Source organism: Leifsonia sp. Y862, assembly GCF_057669585.1.
On the sequence record NZ_JBYHFR010000001.1, the window covers coordinates 1847611 to 1863863 of the forward strand.

The 16253-nt window shown below is 65.0% G+C and carries 19 protein-coding genes; 2 read left to right on the forward strand and 17 right to left on the reverse strand.

The genetic code is table 11. The features are described from left to right. Positions 1-95: 95 nt before the first annotated feature. The 3 genes from AC25Z0_RS08720 to groES all read right to left on the reverse strand — a co-directional run bounded on the left by AC25Z0_RS08720 (position 96) and on the right by groES (position 2243). On the reverse strand, positions 96-833 hold the full coding sequence (locus AC25Z0_RS08720; RefSeq protein WP_488132914.1) for an ABC transporter substrate-binding protein: 738 nt from the start codon (positions 831-833) through the stop codon (positions 96-98). Between the two features lie 41 nt (positions 834-874). Beyond that, positions 875-1852 (reverse strand): EamA family transporter RarD, encoded by a 978-nt coding sequence (gene rarD, locus AC25Z0_RS08725; RefSeq protein WP_488120629.1) that lies wholly within the window; start codon positions 1850-1852, stop codon positions 875-877. Positions 1853-1946: 94 nt separating this feature from the next. Then, positions 1947-2243, reverse strand: coding sequence for a co-chaperone GroES (groES, locus tag AC25Z0_RS08730; protein ID WP_021763071.1), 297 nt, complete (start codon positions 2241-2243; stop codon positions 1947-1949). A gap of 141 nt (positions 2244-2384) precedes the next feature. On the opposite strand from groES, the gene AC25Z0_RS08735 reads away from it, so the two are divergent. Further along, complete coding sequence (locus tag AC25Z0_RS08735) at positions 2385-3584, forward strand: class I SAM-dependent methyltransferase (protein ID WP_488132915.1); 1200 nt, start codon at positions 2385-2387, stop codon at positions 3582-3584. A 40-nt stretch (positions 3585-3624) separates the two neighbouring features. Here AC25Z0_RS08735 and AC25Z0_RS08740 read toward each other — a convergent pair whose 3' ends face one another. From AC25Z0_RS08740 to glmS, 10 genes are all read right to left on the reverse strand, one after another. Further along, positions 3625-4035 carry a hypothetical protein gene (locus AC25Z0_RS08740; RefSeq protein ID WP_488132916.1) on the reverse strand — a complete coding sequence of 137 codons (411 nt, stop codon included), beginning with the start codon at positions 4033-4035 and terminating at the stop codon, positions 3625-3627. A 113-nt stretch (positions 4036-4148) separates the two neighbouring features. Next, on the reverse strand, positions 4149-4817 hold the full coding sequence (locus AC25Z0_RS08745; protein WP_488132917.1) for a DUF4190 domain-containing protein: 669 nt from the start codon (positions 4815-4817) through the stop codon (positions 4149-4151). Between the two features lie 69 nt (positions 4818-4886). Next, on the reverse strand, positions 4887-5285 hold the full coding sequence (locus AC25Z0_RS08750) for a DUF4190 domain-containing protein (RefSeq protein ID WP_488120625.1): 399 nt from the start codon (positions 5283-5285) through the stop codon (positions 4887-4889). A 141-nt stretch (positions 5286-5426) separates the two neighbouring features. Continuing rightward, positions 5427-6563: a tRNA (adenosine(37)-N6)-threonylcarbamoyltransferase complex transferase subunit TsaD gene (gene tsaD, locus AC25Z0_RS08755; protein ID WP_488132918.1), complete on the reverse strand. Its 1137-nt coding sequence runs from the start codon at positions 6561-6563 to the stop codon at positions 5427-5429. A 5-nt stretch (positions 6564-6568) separates the two neighbouring features. Continuing rightward, positions 6569-7075, reverse strand: a complete 507-nt coding sequence (rimI, locus tag AC25Z0_RS08760) for a ribosomal protein S18-alanine N-acetyltransferase (RefSeq protein ID WP_488132919.1) — start codon at positions 7073-7075, stop codon at positions 6569-6571. Further along, a complete protein-coding gene (tsaB, locus tag AC25Z0_RS08765) occupies positions 7076-7708 on the reverse strand; it encodes a tRNA (adenosine(37)-N6)-threonylcarbamoyltransferase complex dimerization subunit type 1 TsaB (protein ID WP_488132920.1) in 633 nt (210 codons plus the stop codon). It abuts the gene before it with no gap. Between the two features lie 9 nt (positions 7709-7717). After that, positions 7718-8287 carry a tRNA (adenosine(37)-N6)-threonylcarbamoyltransferase complex ATPase subunit type 1 TsaE gene (tsaE, locus tag AC25Z0_RS08770; RefSeq protein ID WP_488132921.1) on the reverse strand — a complete coding sequence of 190 codons (570 nt, stop codon included), beginning with the start codon at positions 8285-8287 and terminating at the stop codon, positions 7718-7720. Further along, entirely contained in the window at positions 8284-9408 is a 1125-nt protein-coding gene (gene alr, locus AC25Z0_RS08775; RefSeq protein WP_488132922.1) for an alanine racemase, read from the reverse strand. The genes tsaE and alr overlap by 4 nt, the downstream gene beginning before the upstream one ends. Next, on the reverse strand, positions 9405-9761 hold the full coding sequence (locus AC25Z0_RS08780; RefSeq protein WP_488120619.1) for a holo-ACP synthase: 357 nt from the start codon (positions 9759-9761) through the stop codon (positions 9405-9407). The genes alr and AC25Z0_RS08780 overlap by 4 nt, the downstream gene beginning before the upstream one ends. A gap of 7 nt (positions 9762-9768) precedes the next feature. Then, positions 9769-11619: a glutamine--fructose-6-phosphate transaminase (isomerizing) gene (gene glmS / locus AC25Z0_RS08785; RefSeq protein ID WP_488120618.1), complete on the reverse strand. Its 1851-nt coding sequence runs from the start codon at positions 11617-11619 to the stop codon at positions 9769-9771. A 33-nt stretch (positions 11620-11652) separates the two neighbouring features. On the opposite strand from glmS, the gene coaA reads away from it, so the two are divergent. Then, positions 11653-12609 (forward strand): type I pantothenate kinase, encoded by a 957-nt coding sequence (gene coaA / locus AC25Z0_RS08790; RefSeq protein WP_488120617.1) that lies wholly within the window; start codon positions 11653-11655, stop codon positions 12607-12609. A gap of 115 nt (positions 12610-12724) precedes the next feature. On the opposite strand, the gene glmM is transcribed toward coaA, so the two are convergent. The 4 genes from glmM to truA all read right to left on the reverse strand — a co-directional run bounded on the left by glmM (position 12725) and on the right by truA (position 16142). After that, positions 12725-14086: a phosphoglucosamine mutase gene (glmM, locus tag AC25Z0_RS08795; protein WP_488120616.1), complete on the reverse strand. Its 1362-nt coding sequence runs from the start codon at positions 14084-14086 to the stop codon at positions 12725-12727. Positions 14087-14113: 27 nt separating this feature from the next. Continuing rightward, on the reverse strand, positions 14114-14599 hold the full coding sequence (rpsI, locus tag AC25Z0_RS08800) for a 30S ribosomal protein S9 (protein ID WP_488120615.1): 486 nt from the start codon (positions 14597-14599) through the stop codon (positions 14114-14116). Between the two features lie 48 nt (positions 14600-14647). Beyond that, on the reverse strand, positions 14648-15094 hold the full coding sequence (rplM, locus tag AC25Z0_RS08805; protein WP_488120614.1) for a 50S ribosomal protein L13: 447 nt from the start codon (positions 15092-15094) through the stop codon (positions 14648-14650). A gap of 181 nt (positions 15095-15275) precedes the next feature. After that, positions 15276-16142, reverse strand: coding sequence for a tRNA pseudouridine(38-40) synthase TruA (gene truA / locus AC25Z0_RS08810; protein ID WP_488133129.1), 867 nt, complete (start codon positions 16140-16142; stop codon positions 15276-15278). Positions 16143-16253: the final 111 nt, after the last annotated feature.

Genomic DNA, 16253 nt, shown 5'->3' on the forward strand with positions numbered 1-16253 from the left:
TCACAGTATTGACAGGAAGCACCTGAAACAAGACAACGATGTAACAACCGTGTAAACCGACCCAAATCGTTACGATTTGTGATCTGAGCGAGTATTTATTGCGTGAGAGCTGTGAGCGTCCCGCTCGCGCCGCCGTAGCTGATGTGCTGGTCGTCGGCCAAAATGCTCAGGCATTCCCCCCACGACGCGCAGTCGACCTCTCCTGAGGCCACCTGTCGCAGCCCAGCTGCAACGGATGCGCCGCCATCGTCGTCGCTGACCACGGCAGCCAGGGCGCTCACCACGACAGCGTCGTAGGCTTCGGACCCTCCGGTCGTCTCCGCGAGCCCCGGATCGGCGCTGTTCAGTCGGATCCCGAACTCGCCGCTGGCCGCAAGCGCAGTGCCACCATTCACGAGGTCATACAGTGAGATGACGGCCATACCTGACGAGCGAGCGGATGACGCCACATCGGCAGGCAACTCTCGTGTCACATCCCACACCAGCACGTCGACGCCGCGCGCGACAAGGTCGGCCAGCGCTGTGACGAGATCCCCGACCGAATTGCGGTGGATGATCTCGAGCGGTTGCCCGCGCACCCCGCCCTGCTCAGCGATTTCACGGGCGGCCAGCTGGGCTCCAGCGACCTGCGCGGCGCCGGATCCGGCAGCGTCGCCCGTCATCGGGAAGAGCGTTCCGATGCGGAGCACGCCGTCGCCGGATGGAACGACCCTGGCGGTCGCACTCGTCGGCGTTGGCGTCGGCGCCAACGGCTCTGACGAGCAGGCGGTCACAGCCAGCGGAATGACGACGGCAAGACCCAGGAGGGCGGCAACGGTGCGGCGAAGCATCATGGTCCTTTCGGTGGCTGGTGCATCCAGAGCGTATCGGCCGCTTAGACCGGTTCGAGCGATACGCGCCGCGGCGCGCGACCGGAGACGATCATGTCGATCGTCAGCACAATCAACGCGACCCAGACCAGAGCGAAACCGATGAGCCGTTCTGGCGGCATCTCTTCTCCCAGCACGAACACCCCAACCAGGAACTGCAGCACGGGAGCGATGTACTGGGTCAAGCCCAGGAAGGTGAGCGGCAGTCGGCTGGCCGCCGCTGCGAAGAAGAGGAGCGGAACCGCTGTCGCGACGCCCGCCGCAAGCAGTCCCATCGTGTGCCATGGAGAGATGGTGCCGATGGTCAACCCAGACAGCGCGGCGACGACGATGAGCTGGATGATGGCGATCGGAGCGAGCCACGCGGTCTCCAGCGTCAGGCCCGTCACGGCATCCACGTCGTTGCCGACGCGCTTCTTGATCAGGCCGTACGAGCCGAAGGAGAAGGCGAGGATCAGGGAAATCCAGGGCACGGAGCCGTAGCCGACGGTGAGAACGCCGACGGCGATCACGCTGATTCCCACCGCGATCCACTGCACCACGCGCAGGCGCTCCCTGAGCACGATGACGCCGAGGAAGATCGTGACGATCGGGTTGATGAAATAGCCGAGCGCGGCCTCAAGGACGTGCCCGCTGACCGCAGCGAAGACGTAGGTCTGCCAGTTGACATAGATGAGAGCACCGGCCAGCCCCATCGTCCACACGACCCGCGGCTTCGCGAACACCGCGGTGAGAGCTCCCCACTTGCGCGTGACTGTGATCAGCAGCGCACAGAAGACGAGCGAGAACAGCACGCGCCACGCGACGATCTCGAAGGCACCTGTCGGCACGAGCAGCAGAAAGTACAGCGGCAGCAGGCCCCACAACGCATACGCAGAGACCGCATAGGTCAGCCCCTTGCTCTGCTCACTCCTGGCCGGTCGGCCGGCGGCGGCGAGTGCGGCGGAGGGAGCGGCAGGGGTTTTGAGGGGGTCTGCGGACATCTGTCAATCCTAGGGTCGGCGATTCGCCTGCCGCGCACAAAAAAGTCGGGCCCCCGATGCTGTGCATCAGGGGCCCGACCAGAAAAGCGAGAAACTATCGAACGACCACTGCGAGGACGTCGCGTGCCGAGAGGACCAGCAGGTCTTCCCCACCGAACTTGACCTCGGTTCCGCCGTACTTGGAGTAGATGACCTTGTCGCCGACAGCGACGTCGAGCGGGATGCGGTTGCCGTTGTCGTCAATGCGGCCGGGGCCTACTGCAACGACTTCACCCTCCTGGGGCTTCTCCTTGGCAGTGTCAGGAATGACAAGACCTGAAGCAGTAGTCTGCTCTGCCTCGACCTGCTTGATGACGATGCGATCCTCGAGCGGCTTGATGGAGACCGACACGGTTGACCTCTTTCTTAACTAAGACATAAGGGTTGGCAGACTCACGTCGAGAGTGCTAATTCGAGTTTAGGGCGCATCTGGCACTCACGCAATGTGAGTGCCAGACAATGGCGGCACCGACATCGGTGCTACCGTGACGTAATGGATCGCTCAGAGCTCGTCGAGCTGTTATCACCAGAGGGCCTGCGTCTTCTTGACTCACTTCCCCCCTTCGAATCCAGCGCAGATGTCGTACGCCTGGTCGCCGACCTGCGCAAGGCAGGGCACTCCCCTGGGCTCGTCGCAGCCGTCCTCACTCAATCCAAATTGCGCGCGAAGGCGCAGGGCAAGTTCGGCGAGTTCGCGCAGCGCATGCTGTTCACCGAAGCCGGTCTCGAGCAGGCCACCCGGTTGCGCGTTGCCGCACTGCACGCCGGCCGATTCGCAGGGGCGGGCCTCCATCGAGTCGCCGACCTCGGGTGCGGAATCGGGGGCGACGCGATGGCGATGGCTGCCATGGACATCGCGGTGACCGCCGTCGACGCCGACGAAGTGACAGCGACCGTCGCGAGTTTCAACCTGGCGCCGTTCCCGCAGGCCCACGTCGAGCACGCTGACGCTGAGACGTTCGACCTCACCGGATTCGACGCTGCCTGGTTCGATCCGGCCAGGCGCACCTCCGGCCACAAGAACACGTCTCGCCTGACGAGACCGGAGGACTACTCGCCCTCCCTCGACTACGTGTTCGGCCTCGCGAAAACCCTCCCCATCGGCGTCAAGCTCGGACCAGGCCACGATCGCGACCTGATTCCAGCTGAGGCAGAAGCGCAGTGGATCTCGGTCGACGGGCAGCTCGTTGAAATGGGGCTGTGGTTCGGCGTACTGGCCAGGGAGGGCATCCGACGTTCCGCGCTCATCCTCACGCCTGGCGGCGTTGCGGAGATGACAGCGGATGCCGACGCAGACGACGTGGATGTCGCCGAATTGGGCCAGTACATTTACGAGCCGGATGGCGCGGTCATTCGCGCCAGGCTCATCGGAGACCTGGCCCGATCCGCTGACGCCGGCATGGTGAGCGATGGGATCGCCTACTTCACGTCTGACACCCTGATCGAATCACCGTTCGCCACGGCATTCCGCGTCATCGACGAGTTGCCGTTCGACGAAAAGAAGCTCAAGCAGGCACTCAAAGCCCGCGATATCGGCACCATCGAAATCAAGAAGCGCGGCGTCGACCTTGACCCGGCTGCCCTGCGGGTGCGGCTGAAGCCAACCGGAAGCGCCTCAGCCACGCTGATCATGACGAGGCGTGCTGGAAAGCGCGTTGCCTTGCTGGTGGAACGGGTGGCCAGCTCGGTATAGACCGAGGCGCGGCTCACGGCAGTGCAGGGCAGGGCCGCGGCTACACGCGGCCGGGGAAGACGGCGATGATCAGCACGATCCAGCCCGCTGCAACGACGACGCCAACGATGCCGGCGACCAAACCGAGCAGCCAGGTTCGCCCGGCCATCCGCTCAGTGCGCCGCCCGATGAGCGCGAGGATGATGGCAGCGAGTGAGACCAGGATGCCCCACATGCCGAACACCGCGATCACCAGGCCGAGCACGCCACAGACGACGGACGCGTTCGAGAGCTGTCGTCGCTCGGTGAGCGCCTGGATCTCCGAGTTCGTGTAGACGTACGGCACCCATTCGGTGGGGGCCGTCACCGTCGATTCGTAATCGAGCTGACCTTCAACCGGCGCTGGAGGACGGGTGAGATCCAGACTGAACTCATCCCTGGGCGCCCCAGACTCGCTCTGTTGCCCGTTCATTGACGCGACCTCCGGGTTTAAGCACAACGCACGCACGAGGCGGCGCTCGCGTAACGCAGGAGGGCTCCCCGAGTTCTGGCGCCCACCATCGAAACTACGGCCACACTGGCCGGCTAGTTATAGTACCGGTAGCCACCGGGGGGAATCGTCGCGATGACGATGGCCCAACCGATGATGCTGATCACGGCGATCGCCAGGCCTACGAATCCGGTGATGATTCCGGTCAGCCACATGGCCTTGGCCCGCGGCTCCTTTGACCTGCCGAGGAAGCCGAGCACGACGGCGGCGGCGGGAATGATCAGGCCGAGGATGCCGCCGATGATCGGCAGGAAGACGACGGGAAAGCCGAGCAGGCCGACGATTCCGGCGATCAGCGAGATGATGCTGAGCACCGGCTGCTTGGCGGCGGGTGTCCCGTATGGAGCGGCACCCGGTGCGCCGTAGCCTGGTGCACCGTATCCTGGCGGCGGCGGAGTCGGAGCACCGTATGAGGGTGGTGCGGCCGGGCCGCCGTATGGCGAGCCGGACTGCGGTGTCGATGAGCCGGATGGTGCAGACGGTTCGGACGGCGTGGAAGATGCGTTCGCTGCCGCGCGGGGATCTGCAGCGGCAGCGGATGCCGCAGTTGGCCTGTCGTCCAGCGGGTTGGGAATGTCGGGAACCTGCGGCGCATCCGGCCCCGGAATGTCCGGAACCTGGGGAACGTCTGGCACGTCGGGCACGTCTGGGACGTCGGGCACCTCTGGGACGCGCGGAGCGTCAGGGTTCTGTGGGTCGCTCATGATGGTGTCGTCCTTTCAACACGCTGATCGCGGTCGACGCCGGACAAGCAGGCGCGACCGCACACTGCGCTAGTTGGTGTAAAGGTTGTCCGGGTTGAACGTGCCTGGGTACATGCTGGCCATATATGGCAGGAATGCAAACACAAGGATGATTCCCACGATGGTGGCAAGAATCCCGAGGTAGCCGAGCACCAGTCCCGCGATCGCGAGACCGCGACCGAGTTCGCCGGTGCGCTTGATCTGGCTCAAGGCGATGTGGCCGGTGATCACCGCGACGAGCGAGATGAAGAAGGCGGACACCAGAGAGACGATGGCGAGCGCGTTGTACTTGTTCTGCGGTACCTGCTCACCGTATGCCGGCTGCCCGTATGGCTGGGCGTAGGGCTGACCGTACGGCTGGCTAGGCGCACCTTGCTGGTATCCAGGTGCGGATGGTGGGGTTGTGGCAGGACGATTCGGGTCAGTCATGTCGTGGCTCCTTCCGAAAGCCGGGCATTCGCGGTGCCAGCGTGACACCCGAGAGTCAATCAGGTGTCATTCAACCATTTCGGCTGGTTATCCCCTCAATCAGGATAGTCTCAGTCCGCGCTGAACGGGAAGAATGCGCCGCTACACCTGAATCTGGGTGACGGGAAGCGTCGAATCCGCGCCGAATTCCAGTGTCGACGGTTCGTGGCCGGCCATGATCAACTGCGCGCCGAGAGCGGCAATCATCGCGCCGTTGTCTGTGCACAGCAACAGCGGGGGAATGCGCAGTGCGATTCCTGCCGCCCGCGTGCGTTCCACTGCCACCGCGCGCAGCCTGGCGTTGGCGACGACACCGCCACCGAGCAGTAGACGCGGAACGCCATAGTCGTTGCAGGCAGCGACCGCCTTGGTGAGCAGCACGTCAACGACGGCTTCCCGGAAACTGGCAGCGACATCGGCCACCGGCACCGGCTCGCCGGCATCCTGGCGCTGTTCGACCCACCGGGCGACGGCGGTCTTCAGCCCGGAGAACGAGAAATCGTAGCGGTGCTTGGCCATGTCCTTGGGGAGGCTGAGTCCGCGGGGAAAGCGGATTGCCTTGGGGTTGCCGTCTGCGGCGACCCTGTCGATCTGCGGTCCGCCCGGATACGGTAGTCCGAGAACCCGCGCGACCTTGTCGAACGCCTCCCCTGCCGCGTCGTCGATGGTCTCCCCAAGCAACACGACGTCTGACACGAGGTCGCGCACGAGCAACAGGGACGTGTGGCCACCAGAGACCAGCAGCGCGATGGTCGGGTACGCCAGCGGCTCGGTGTCGGCCACCGCGTGGTCGGCATCCGTGGGGTCGGCGTCCGCTGAGCCTGCTGCCCCTGCGTCCGTCACCCTGAGGACGTCTGCGCCCACGTGACCGACCAGGTGGTTGACCGCATAGATCGGCTTGCCGAGTGAGACGGCGAGCGCCTTGGCCGCGCCAACGCCGACCATGAGTGCACCAGCGAGTCCGGGACCACTGGTGACAGCGATAGCGTCGATGTCAGCGAGGCTGATCCGGGCTTCGGCGAGCGCAGCGTTGATGGAGGGGACGAGCTCGTCGAGATGCGCCCTGGCCGCAACTTCAGGCACCACTCCCCCATAGCGCGCATGCTCTGCCATCGACGACGCAATCGTGTTAGACAGCAGCGTCGTTCCCCGCACGATGCCGATGCCGGTCTCGTCACACGACGTCTCAATGCCGAGCACCAGCGGATTGGTGCGATTCAGTTGTTCGGTGTCACTCATTGATTTCATGCCTCTGCTGCAAGTGTCGCCGTTGGTTCGACGATGTGGAGTCGCATGACGACCGCATCGACGTTGTCCGGCTGGTAGTAGCCGCGGCGGGTGCCGACTGCCTCGAAGCCCAACCGGTCGTAGAGTCCCTGGGCGGTTGGATTGTCAGCGCGCACCTCGAGGAAGATCTCTCGCGCACCCCGTTTTCGGGCCTCAGTGATGAGGCTCTGCATGAGCACCCGGCCAAGGCCATGGCCCCTGGCGTCCTCGTGCACCGCGATGGTCTGGATGTCGCCCTCCTGCGCGCCCCTCGGGGCCAGCAGTCCGGCGTATGCCACGATGCGCTTCTGGTCATCGGGAACCGCTTCGTCCGGATCGACGGCGACCAGGTAGTAGCAGGCAGGGTCAGCGACGTCCCTGGCCATCATCGTCGGCGACCAGGCGTCGTTCTCGAAGATGCTCGTCTCCAGCAGCATGATGCCGTCAACGTCGGCCGGGTGGGCACGGCGCAGCTGCCAACTCACTCAGCTCACCCGTTTCGGGCCAGCGGAGAGCGTGACGTCGGGCGATCGCAGGTACAACGGTTCGTCGGCCGCGAACGGTCGCCCGTTGGCAAACGTCAATTCGGCGACCATGCCGAGGTCACCGGCGGAGATCACCGCGGCATCGAAGCGGGGCATGCCGGCGTGAACGAAGTTCGCTTCGAGGAGCTCGGCAGGTTTGGACAGGCTCGGACCGTCTACACGCACCGGCAGCCCGGCGTCGTCGCTGCCGCTGTATGCAGACCAGTAGACCTCTTTGCGGCGGGCGTCGGTGACAACGAGCAACGGACCAGCCTCCCCTGCGCGGTAGCGCCCATAGGCAATGGCGTCGTGACTCACGATCGGAACGAGCGGCTTGCCTGACCCGAGGGCGAACACACGCGCGGCGGCGATGCCGACCCTGAGACCGGTGAACGGCCCAGGTCCCATGCCGGCGACGACACCGGACAACGCAGAGACGGCGACGCCGGCCTCTGCCAGGCACTGTTCGATGAGGTCGCCGATCACTTCGGCGTGCCGCATGGTGTCTGGGATGCCGCGTTCAGCGATCACCCCAGCCTCGCGGTCGACGACGGCAACGCTGGTTCCTGCTGAGGTATCAATGGCGAGAAGCACTGGTTAAGCCTATGCCCAGCTCGCGTCTGCCCATCGAGGCCCGTATGCCCTGATGGTGACGGTGCGAGGTTCGTCGAGGTCGAGGCCCAGCTCATCGGCATCCGCTGCCGACTCGGCGGGCTGTGCCTCCGCTTGTGAAGCGCCCACTGGCCTCTCGATCTCAATGTCGAGCCAGGAGTCTGTGATGCCATCGAGCATGCCGCGACCCCACTCCACCACCACGATGGAACGGGCGAAGTCAATGTCGAGGTCGTCGAGTTCAACCGCGCTGGTGAGCCGGTAGGCGTCGACGTGCACCAGCGGCGGGCCGCCGATCGTGCTCGGGTGAGTGCGCGCGAGCACGAACGTCGGGCTGGTCACGGCACCGCGCACCGCGAGGGCCTCGCCCAACCCCCTGGTGAACGTGGTCTTCCCTGCGCCGAGGGGGCCAGTGAGCACGATGAGGTCGCCAGCCCGCAGGATGTCGGCCATCTCGCGGCCGAAGTCATGCATGGCATCCGCGTCGGGGATGACCCTCGTCGCAGCGTGGGATGACTGCTCAGCGCTGGATGACTGCTCAGGGCTGGATGACGGGGTCATCGGTCGACCACCGGCAGGTAGCTGCGGGCGACCCGATTGCCGATTCGCGTGACGATCTCGTAATTCACGGTGCCAGCGGCATCCGCCCAGTCTGTCGCACTCGGCACGCCCGTTGCCGGGTCGCCGAAGAGCACGGCCTCGTCGCCGACGCTGACGGGGTCTTGACCGACGCTGACGACGAACTGGTCCATCGCGATGCGGCCGGCGACCTGGTAGGTCTTCCCGTTGATCGTCACCGGTGCCCGGCCTGACGCCTGCCGCGGGATGCCGTCTGCGTAGCCGAGCGGAACGAGCGCCAGGGTGACCTCTTCTGGCGCACGCCACGTGTAGTCGTAGGAGACGCCGGTTCCTGGCTCAACGCGGCGCACAGCGGCCACCCTGGTGCGGAGGGTCATGGCAGGGATGAGCCCGAGGTCGGCAGAGGTGGCATCGTCGAACGGCGACAACCCGTACAGCCCGATGCCGATGCGCACCATCGAGTAGCGGGCAGCCGGGAGCCGGATGGCGGCGGCGGTTGAAGCCAGGTGCACCAGCGTTGGCGTCAGCCCTGCACTGGCTGCCTCGGCCAAGCCGCGGTCGAAGCAGGCGATTGCTGCGGCGTCGTCGGCGACTGACGCGTTCGAGAGATGACTGAAGATTCCACGCACACGGATGCTGCCTGCCGCTTCGAGCAGGGCAGCAGTCGCGAATGTCTCTGGCCAGTCGCCCTCTGAGACGCCGTTCCGGCTGAGGCCGGTCTCCAGTTTGATCTGCACGTTCGCGGTACGGCCATGCGCGTCGGCTGCACGAGCAATGCCCTGCAACTGCGCGCTGGAGGATGCCCCCAGGTCGATGTCGGCCAGGATGGCCGGCGTCCAGTCGGTCAGAGGGTCGTGCAGCCAGGCCAGGATCGGGGCGTGGATGCCGCCGTCACGCAGCGCGAGGCCCTCCGCGATGTCGGCGACCCCCAGCCAGTCTGCTCCCGCCGCCAGCGCGGTCTGTGCGACGGGGATGGCGCCGTGCCCGTATGCGTTGGCCTTGACGACAGCCATGGTGTGTGGCGTGCCGGCCAGCGTGCGCAGCCGCGTGACGTTCGCTGCTATCGCAGTGAGGTCGATGACTGCTTCTCTGAAACTACTCATGAGTCGCCCTCCGCGACGACGAATGCGCAGGCAACGCCTGCATCGTGGGTCATGCTGAGATGAACGCTGGTGATCCCGCGGACGGTCAGCGCATCTAGCGCCTTACCCTGCAGCCTGAACTCCGGGTTGCCGCCGGCACCACTGATCACTTCCAGCTCGTGCCAGGTGACGCCTGCGCTGTCCCCCATCGCCTTGATCAGCGCTTCCTTCGCCGCGAATCGCGCAGCGAGCGAATGCACGGGAAGCGTGCGTTCGCTCTCGGTGAACAGACGAGGGATGAGTCCCGGCGTCCGCTCAACCTGACGTGCGAAGCGGGCGAGGTCGACGATGTCGACGCCAATGCCCTTGATCATCGTCTGGCTATTCGACGGTGACGGATTTCGCGAGGTTGCGCGGCTGGTCGACGTCGAGTCCCTTGGCCGTGGCCAGTTCCATCGCGAAGATCTGCAGCGGCACGACGGCGAGCAGCGGCTCGAACAACGGCGCGGCCAGTGGAATGTGCAGCACCGTGTCGGCGAAGGGAAGCACTGCGGCATCCCCCTGCTCGGCGATCGCGATGATGCGAGCGCCCCTGGCGCGGATCTCCTGGATGTTCGAGACCACCTTGGGGTGCAGGTGGGCAGACCCGCGCGGGCTCGGCACGACGACGAACACCGGCTGGCCGGGCTCGATCAGCGCAATGGGGCCGTGCTTGAGCTCACCAGCGGCGAAGCCTTCTGCGTGGATGTAGGCCAGCTCCTTGAGCTTGAGCGCGCCCTCAAGTGCGATCGGGAACCCGACGTGACGGCCGAGGAACAGCACAGCCCTGGTGTCTGACATCCACTTGGCCAGCTGGCTGACCGCTTCGGCCTGCCCGAGCGTGGTCTCGATCTTCTCCGGGATCGCCAACAGTTCAGCGGTCTGCTCGGCGAGCTCTGCATGGCTCAGCGTGCCGCGCACGCGCGCCAGGTGCAGGGCGAAGAGGTAGAGGGCGGCGATCTGGGCGACGAACGCCTTGGTGGATGCCACGGCGACCTCAGGCCCGGCGTGTGTGTATACGACGGCGTCTGACTCGCGCGGAATCGTCGAACCCTGCGTGTTGCAGATCGAGACGGCCTTTGCGCCGGCTTCGCGGGCGTACTTGACGGCCATCAGCGTGTCCATGGTCTCGCCGGACTGGCTGATGGAGATCACCAGCGTGTCGGCGGTGAGTACGGGGTCGCGGTAGCGGAATTCGTGGCTGAGCTCCACGTCGACGGGCACCTTCGCCCACTTCTCGATGGCGTACTTGGCCGTCTGGCCTGCGTACGCCGCTGTACCGCAGGCGATGATGACGATGCGCTTGATGCCGGCGAGCACGTCGTCGCCAAATTCGACGAGTTCTGGAACGACGACGACGCCGTCCACGATGCGGCCGCGCAGTGTGTTCGCAACGGCGTCCGGCTGCTCGGAGACTTCCTTGGCCATGAAGCTCGACCAGCCGCCCTTCTCAGACGCGGAGGCGTCCCAGGCGATGTCGAATTCTTCGGTCTCGACGGCGTTACCGTCGAAGTCGGTTACCGTGACGGCATCCGCTGTGATCTGGACGATCTGGTCCTGGCCGATGGCCATGGCGCGACGAGTGTATTCGACGAAGGCGGCGACGTCTGAGCCGAGGAAGTTCTCACCATCACCCAGCCCGATCACGAGCGGGGAGTTGCGGCGGGCGCCGACGACGAGGCCTGGGGAGTCCTGGTGCACGGCGAGCAGGGTGAATGCACCGTCGAGGCGAGAGACCACGGCGCGGAATGCCTCAGCCAGGTCACCGACGCGCTGGTACTCACGGCCGAGGAGCACTGCGGCGACCTCGGTGTCTGTCTCGCTCTCGAAGGTGAAGCCCTCCGCGAGCAGCTCGTCTTTCAACGGAGCGAAGTTTTCGATGATCCCGTTGTGGATCAGGGCGAGGCGGCCGTTGTCACCCAGGTGCGGGTGGGCGTTGCGGTCTGTTGGACCGCCGTGCGTCGCCCAGCGGGTGTGGCCGATGCCGGTGCTGCCGTTGTTGATGGGGTGCAGTTCAAGCTCCTGCGAGAGCATGGCAAGCTTTCCGGCGCGCTTGACCGTGTTCAGCGTGCCCGCGTCATCGATCACCGCGATCCCTGCGGAGTCGTATCCGCGATATTCGAGGCGACGCAGCCCTCCCATGAGTACTTCGACGCTCTTGTTGTCTCCGACATATCCCACAATTCCGCACATGGGGACGATTTTAGTCCGACTAAGCTTGGGAAAATGCCCGAGTCGCTGATGAGCCATGGATTCAATGGTCACAGCACCCCATTCGTGGAGCTCGATCGAGCCGCATGGGCCGTCCTCGGCCCCACGATGCCCCTCCCACTGCGTGAGACAGAGATCGTGCAATTGCGCGGTATTGGAGAGCCTCTCGAGCTGAGCGAGGTGACGGATGTCTACCTCCCCCTCTCGAGACTCCTCAACCTGTACGCGGCCGGCGCCAGCCAGCTGCACAGGGCGACGAGCGACTTCCTGGGGGAACGCGCCAAGCGCACACCATTCGTGATCGGCGTCGCAGGGTCGGTTGCCGTCGGCAAGTCGACGATTGCCCGCCTGCTCCGTGAGCTGCTCGCCCGGTGGGAAGACACGCCCCGCGTCGAGCTGGTCACCACAGACGGTTTCCTCTTTCCGAACGCTGAACTCGAGCGCCGCGGGCTGATGGACCGTAAGGGCTTTCCAGAGTCGTACGACAGGCGAGCACTGTTGCGCTTCGTCAGCGCAGTGAAGAGCGGTGCAGAAGAAGTACGGGCACCGTTCTACTCGCACCTCAGCTACGACATCGTTCCCGATGCGCAGATTGTGGTGCGGCAGCCCGACATCCTGATCGTCGAAGGGCTGAACGTACTGCAGCCGCCCGCCAAGGGCCATGGCCTGTCGGTCAGTGACCTGTTTGACTTCACCATCTACGTGGACGCCCGCACGGCGGACATCGCCAGGTGGTACGAAGAACGCTTCCTCAAGCTGCAGCGCGGTGCGTTCAGCAACCCGAACTCCTATTTCCACCGCTACGCCACGCTCGACGAAGAGCAGGCTCGGGCACGCGCCCGCTCCATTTGGTCGAGCATCAACGAGCCGAACCTGCTGCAGAACGTCCGGCCTACCCGCTCACGGGCGACACTCGTGCTGCGCAAGGGGTCGAATCACGCCGTGTCGACGGTGTTGCTCCGCAAGGTTTAGCGGGCTCGCTGGTTGAGGAGCGCCCGAGGAACGAGGCCGCGTCTCGAAACCAGGTCTCGAGACGGCCTGGCGGCCTCCTCGACCAACGGAGGGGTGGACACAAACGCCAGCGCTGTTAGAGAGCGAGCTGTGCGCTGACGACATCCGCCAGCTGGTGAGCCAGGCGATCAGCAGTCGGTTGATTCGCTGCCTCGACCATGACGCGAACCATCGGCTCGGTGCCCGAGGGGCGCAGCAGCACCCGTCCAGTGTCGCCGAGTTCGATCGTGGCCTCGAGTACGGCCTGCGCGATGGTGTCGTTCTGGGCCAGTGCGTGGTGGTTGACACCGCGCACGTTGACGAGAATCTGCGGGAAGACCGTCATGACGGATGCCAGTTCGGCCAGCGTCTTCTTCGTTCTGGCCATCTCTGCCACCAGGTGAAGTCCGGTCAGGATTCCGTCGCCTGTCGTGGCGTACTTGGTCATGATCACGTGGCCGGACTGCTCGCCGCCCAGTGAGTATCCGCCGGCGTTCAGCTCTTCGAGCACGTAGCGGTCGCCCACCTTGGTCTCGATCACCTTGATGTCGTTGGCTGCCATGGCCTTGCGAAGGCCGAGGTTGCTCATCACGGTGGCGACGAGGGTGCGGTCAGCCAGCACGCCGCGCTCTGCCATGGAGACCGCGAGGATCGCCATGATCTGGTCGCCGTCGACGATGTTGCCCTCAGCGTCGACCGCGAGGCACCGGTCAGCGTCGCCGTCGTGGGCGATTCCGACATCGGCACCGTGCGCGAGGACAGCCCGTGCGAGGTTGTCGAGGTGCGTTGAGCCGACACCGTCGTTGATGTTGATGCCGTCAGGGTCAGCGCCGATCAGCGTGATCTTCGCGCCTGCGTCGGTGAACACCTGGGGGGAAATGCCGGACGCGGCGCCATGGGCGCAGTCGAGGACGACGTGAATGCCGTCCAGGCGATGCGGCAGCGTGGAGAGCAAGTGAATGATGTAACGGTCTTCGGCGTCGGCGAACCGACGGATACGACCGACATCGCCGCCCACGGGGGTCAGCTTGTCTTCGTCGAGATGCGCTTCGATGCGGTCTTCGACGTCGTCAGGAAGTTTGGTGCCGCCAAAGGCGAAGAATTTGATCCCGTTGTCGGGAGCAGGGTTGTGCGAGGCGGATACCATCACGCCGAAGTCCGCGCCGATGTCTGAGATCAGGAACGCGGCAGCGGGCGTGGGGATGACACCAGCGTCGAGCACATCAACACCGGAGCTGGCGAGGCCTGCTGCAACGGCGGATGAAATGAATTCGCCGGAGATCCGGGGATCCCTGGCGACGACGGCAACCGGCCTGCGGCCTTCTGCGCGTCGTTGTTCTGCACGTCGTCCCTGGGTCAGGACGACAGCGCTTGCTTGGGCGAGGCCCAGGGCCAGGCCAGCCGTGAGATCACGGTTGGCCAGGCCCCGAACACCGTCGGTACCAAAAAGTCGAGGCACGTGTGTTTGCTTGAGTCGACTTGCTGGTTAGCGCTTGGAGAACTGAGGAGCCTTGCGGGCCTTCTTGAGACCAGCCTTCTTGCGCTCCTTGACACGAGCGTCACGGCTCAGGAAGCCGTTCTTCTTCAGGATCGCGCGGTTGTTCTCTTCGTCGATCTGGTTCAGCGAGCGAGCGATGCCGAGACGCAGTGCGCCGGCCTGGCCAGAGGGGCCACCACCGGAGATACGTGCGATGACGTCGTAGCCGCCCATGAGGTCGAGGACCTTGAACGGGTCGTTGATCAGCTGCTGGTGCAGCTTGTTCGGGAAGTAGTCCGCGATGTCGCGGCCGTTCACCGTGATGGTGCCCGAACCGGGAACGAGACGCACGCGGGCGATAGCCTGCTTGCGACGGCCAACGGCTGCGCCGGGGACGGTGAGTGCGGCGCGGGGCGCCTTGGTTACAGCTTCAACGGGAGTCTCTGTCGAGTAGCTCTCCGGAGCCGCGTCAATCTGGTCTGCGATCTTCGCCACGATGGTGTGAATCCTTTTTCTTAGAGTCGAGAAGTCTGGGGGCCGACGCTACTGCGCGACCTGGCCGAGGGTGTACGGCTTCGGCTGCTGTGCAGCGTGCGGGTGCTCTGCGCCTTCGTAGACCTTGAGCTTCAACAGCTGCGCACGGCCGAGCGAGTTCTTCGGCAGCATGCCGCGAATCGCCTTCTCAACTGCACGAGTCGGGTGCTTCTCGAGCATCTCGGAGTAGTTCTGTGCCGACAGTCCGCCCGGGTAACCGGAGTGGCGGTAGGCGATCTTCTGGTCAAGCTTCTTGCCGGTCAGGGCAATCTTCTCGGCGTTGATGATGATGACGAAGTCTCCCATGTCCATGTGGGGAGAGAACGTTGCCTTGTGCTTTCCGCGGAGGAGAACGGCTGCGTGGCTGGCGAGACGGCCAAGAACGATGTCGGTGGCGTCGATGACGACCCAATCGTGCTGGACTTCACTTGCCTTGGGGGTGTAGGTGCGCGTCACTATAGTGCTGCTTTCTTGTTCGAACGGAGGTGTTCGTGAATCCCGCTCCGGGTGTGTTCTAGAAGAAGAACACGATCGATGGAGGGCTCACGTTCGTGTGCCTGGCTGCAACGCACAGACACCAAGGGTCCATGCTAGCCGATTGAGGCCCGATGCACAATCCTGTGGCGCAGTGAACCGACTACGCAGCGGGCAGTGCGCGCCGCGCCCTGGTCTCGACCGCACGGATGGCGAGTTCGACGTCTTCGGGATATCCGACCTGCATCAGCGTGAGGCCGCGGGCCTGCATGACCTTGAACTCGCTGGTGCGTGCCCGATCCACGCGCAGGTCGGCGAGGTGTTCACCGTCGAGCTTGCCCTCCCCCACAGAGACGGTTGCGCCGACGAGGGCACGCACCATGCTGTGGCAGAAAGCATCGGCGCGGAGCGAGCCCACCAGGACGCCGTCTGAGTCACGGCGCCAGGTGAAGTCCTGCAGCGTGCGGATGGTGGTGGCTCCTGGCCGCGGCTTGCAGTACGACGCGAAGTCGTGCAGGCCGACCATGGATGCGGCAGCGGCATCCATCAATTCGACGTCTAACGTGCCGTGGTACCACGTGGTGCGCAGCCGTTGCAGCGGGTCGCGGAACGATTCCGTGTCGGCGATGCGGTACTCGTACTGACGCCAGACCGCGGAGAAGCGGGCATCGAAGCCGACGGGCGCGATGGAGACGTTCCTGATGATGATGTCCGGCTGGCTGTTCAGGATGCCTGACAGTCGCTTCTTCAGGGCAGCGGCCAGGGTCAGCGGCGGCTTGGGCTTGCCGAGGCCACGTTTCTGCCTGACCAGCGCGGCTGCTTGCTCGTCGGTGAGGTCGAGGTGTACGACCTGGCCGAGTGCGTGCACGCCGGCATCCGTTCTGCCTGCGACGGACAGCTGTGGGGTCGGCGGGTGTCGTCGGAGAATCGTGGCGAGTGCGCCCTCGATTTCGCCCTGGACGGTGCGCTGGTCTGGCTGCTTCGCCCAGCCGTTGAAGAGCGTGCCGTCGTAGGCGATGTCCAACCGCATCCGGGTGAGCCCGGCGTTCTCCGTGGCCGGTGGTCCCGCGAAAGCGTCGGAGAGGGCTGGGAGTGTCACCACGGTAGTTTATGCGGCGGTCGCGTTCAGCGCACACCCAGC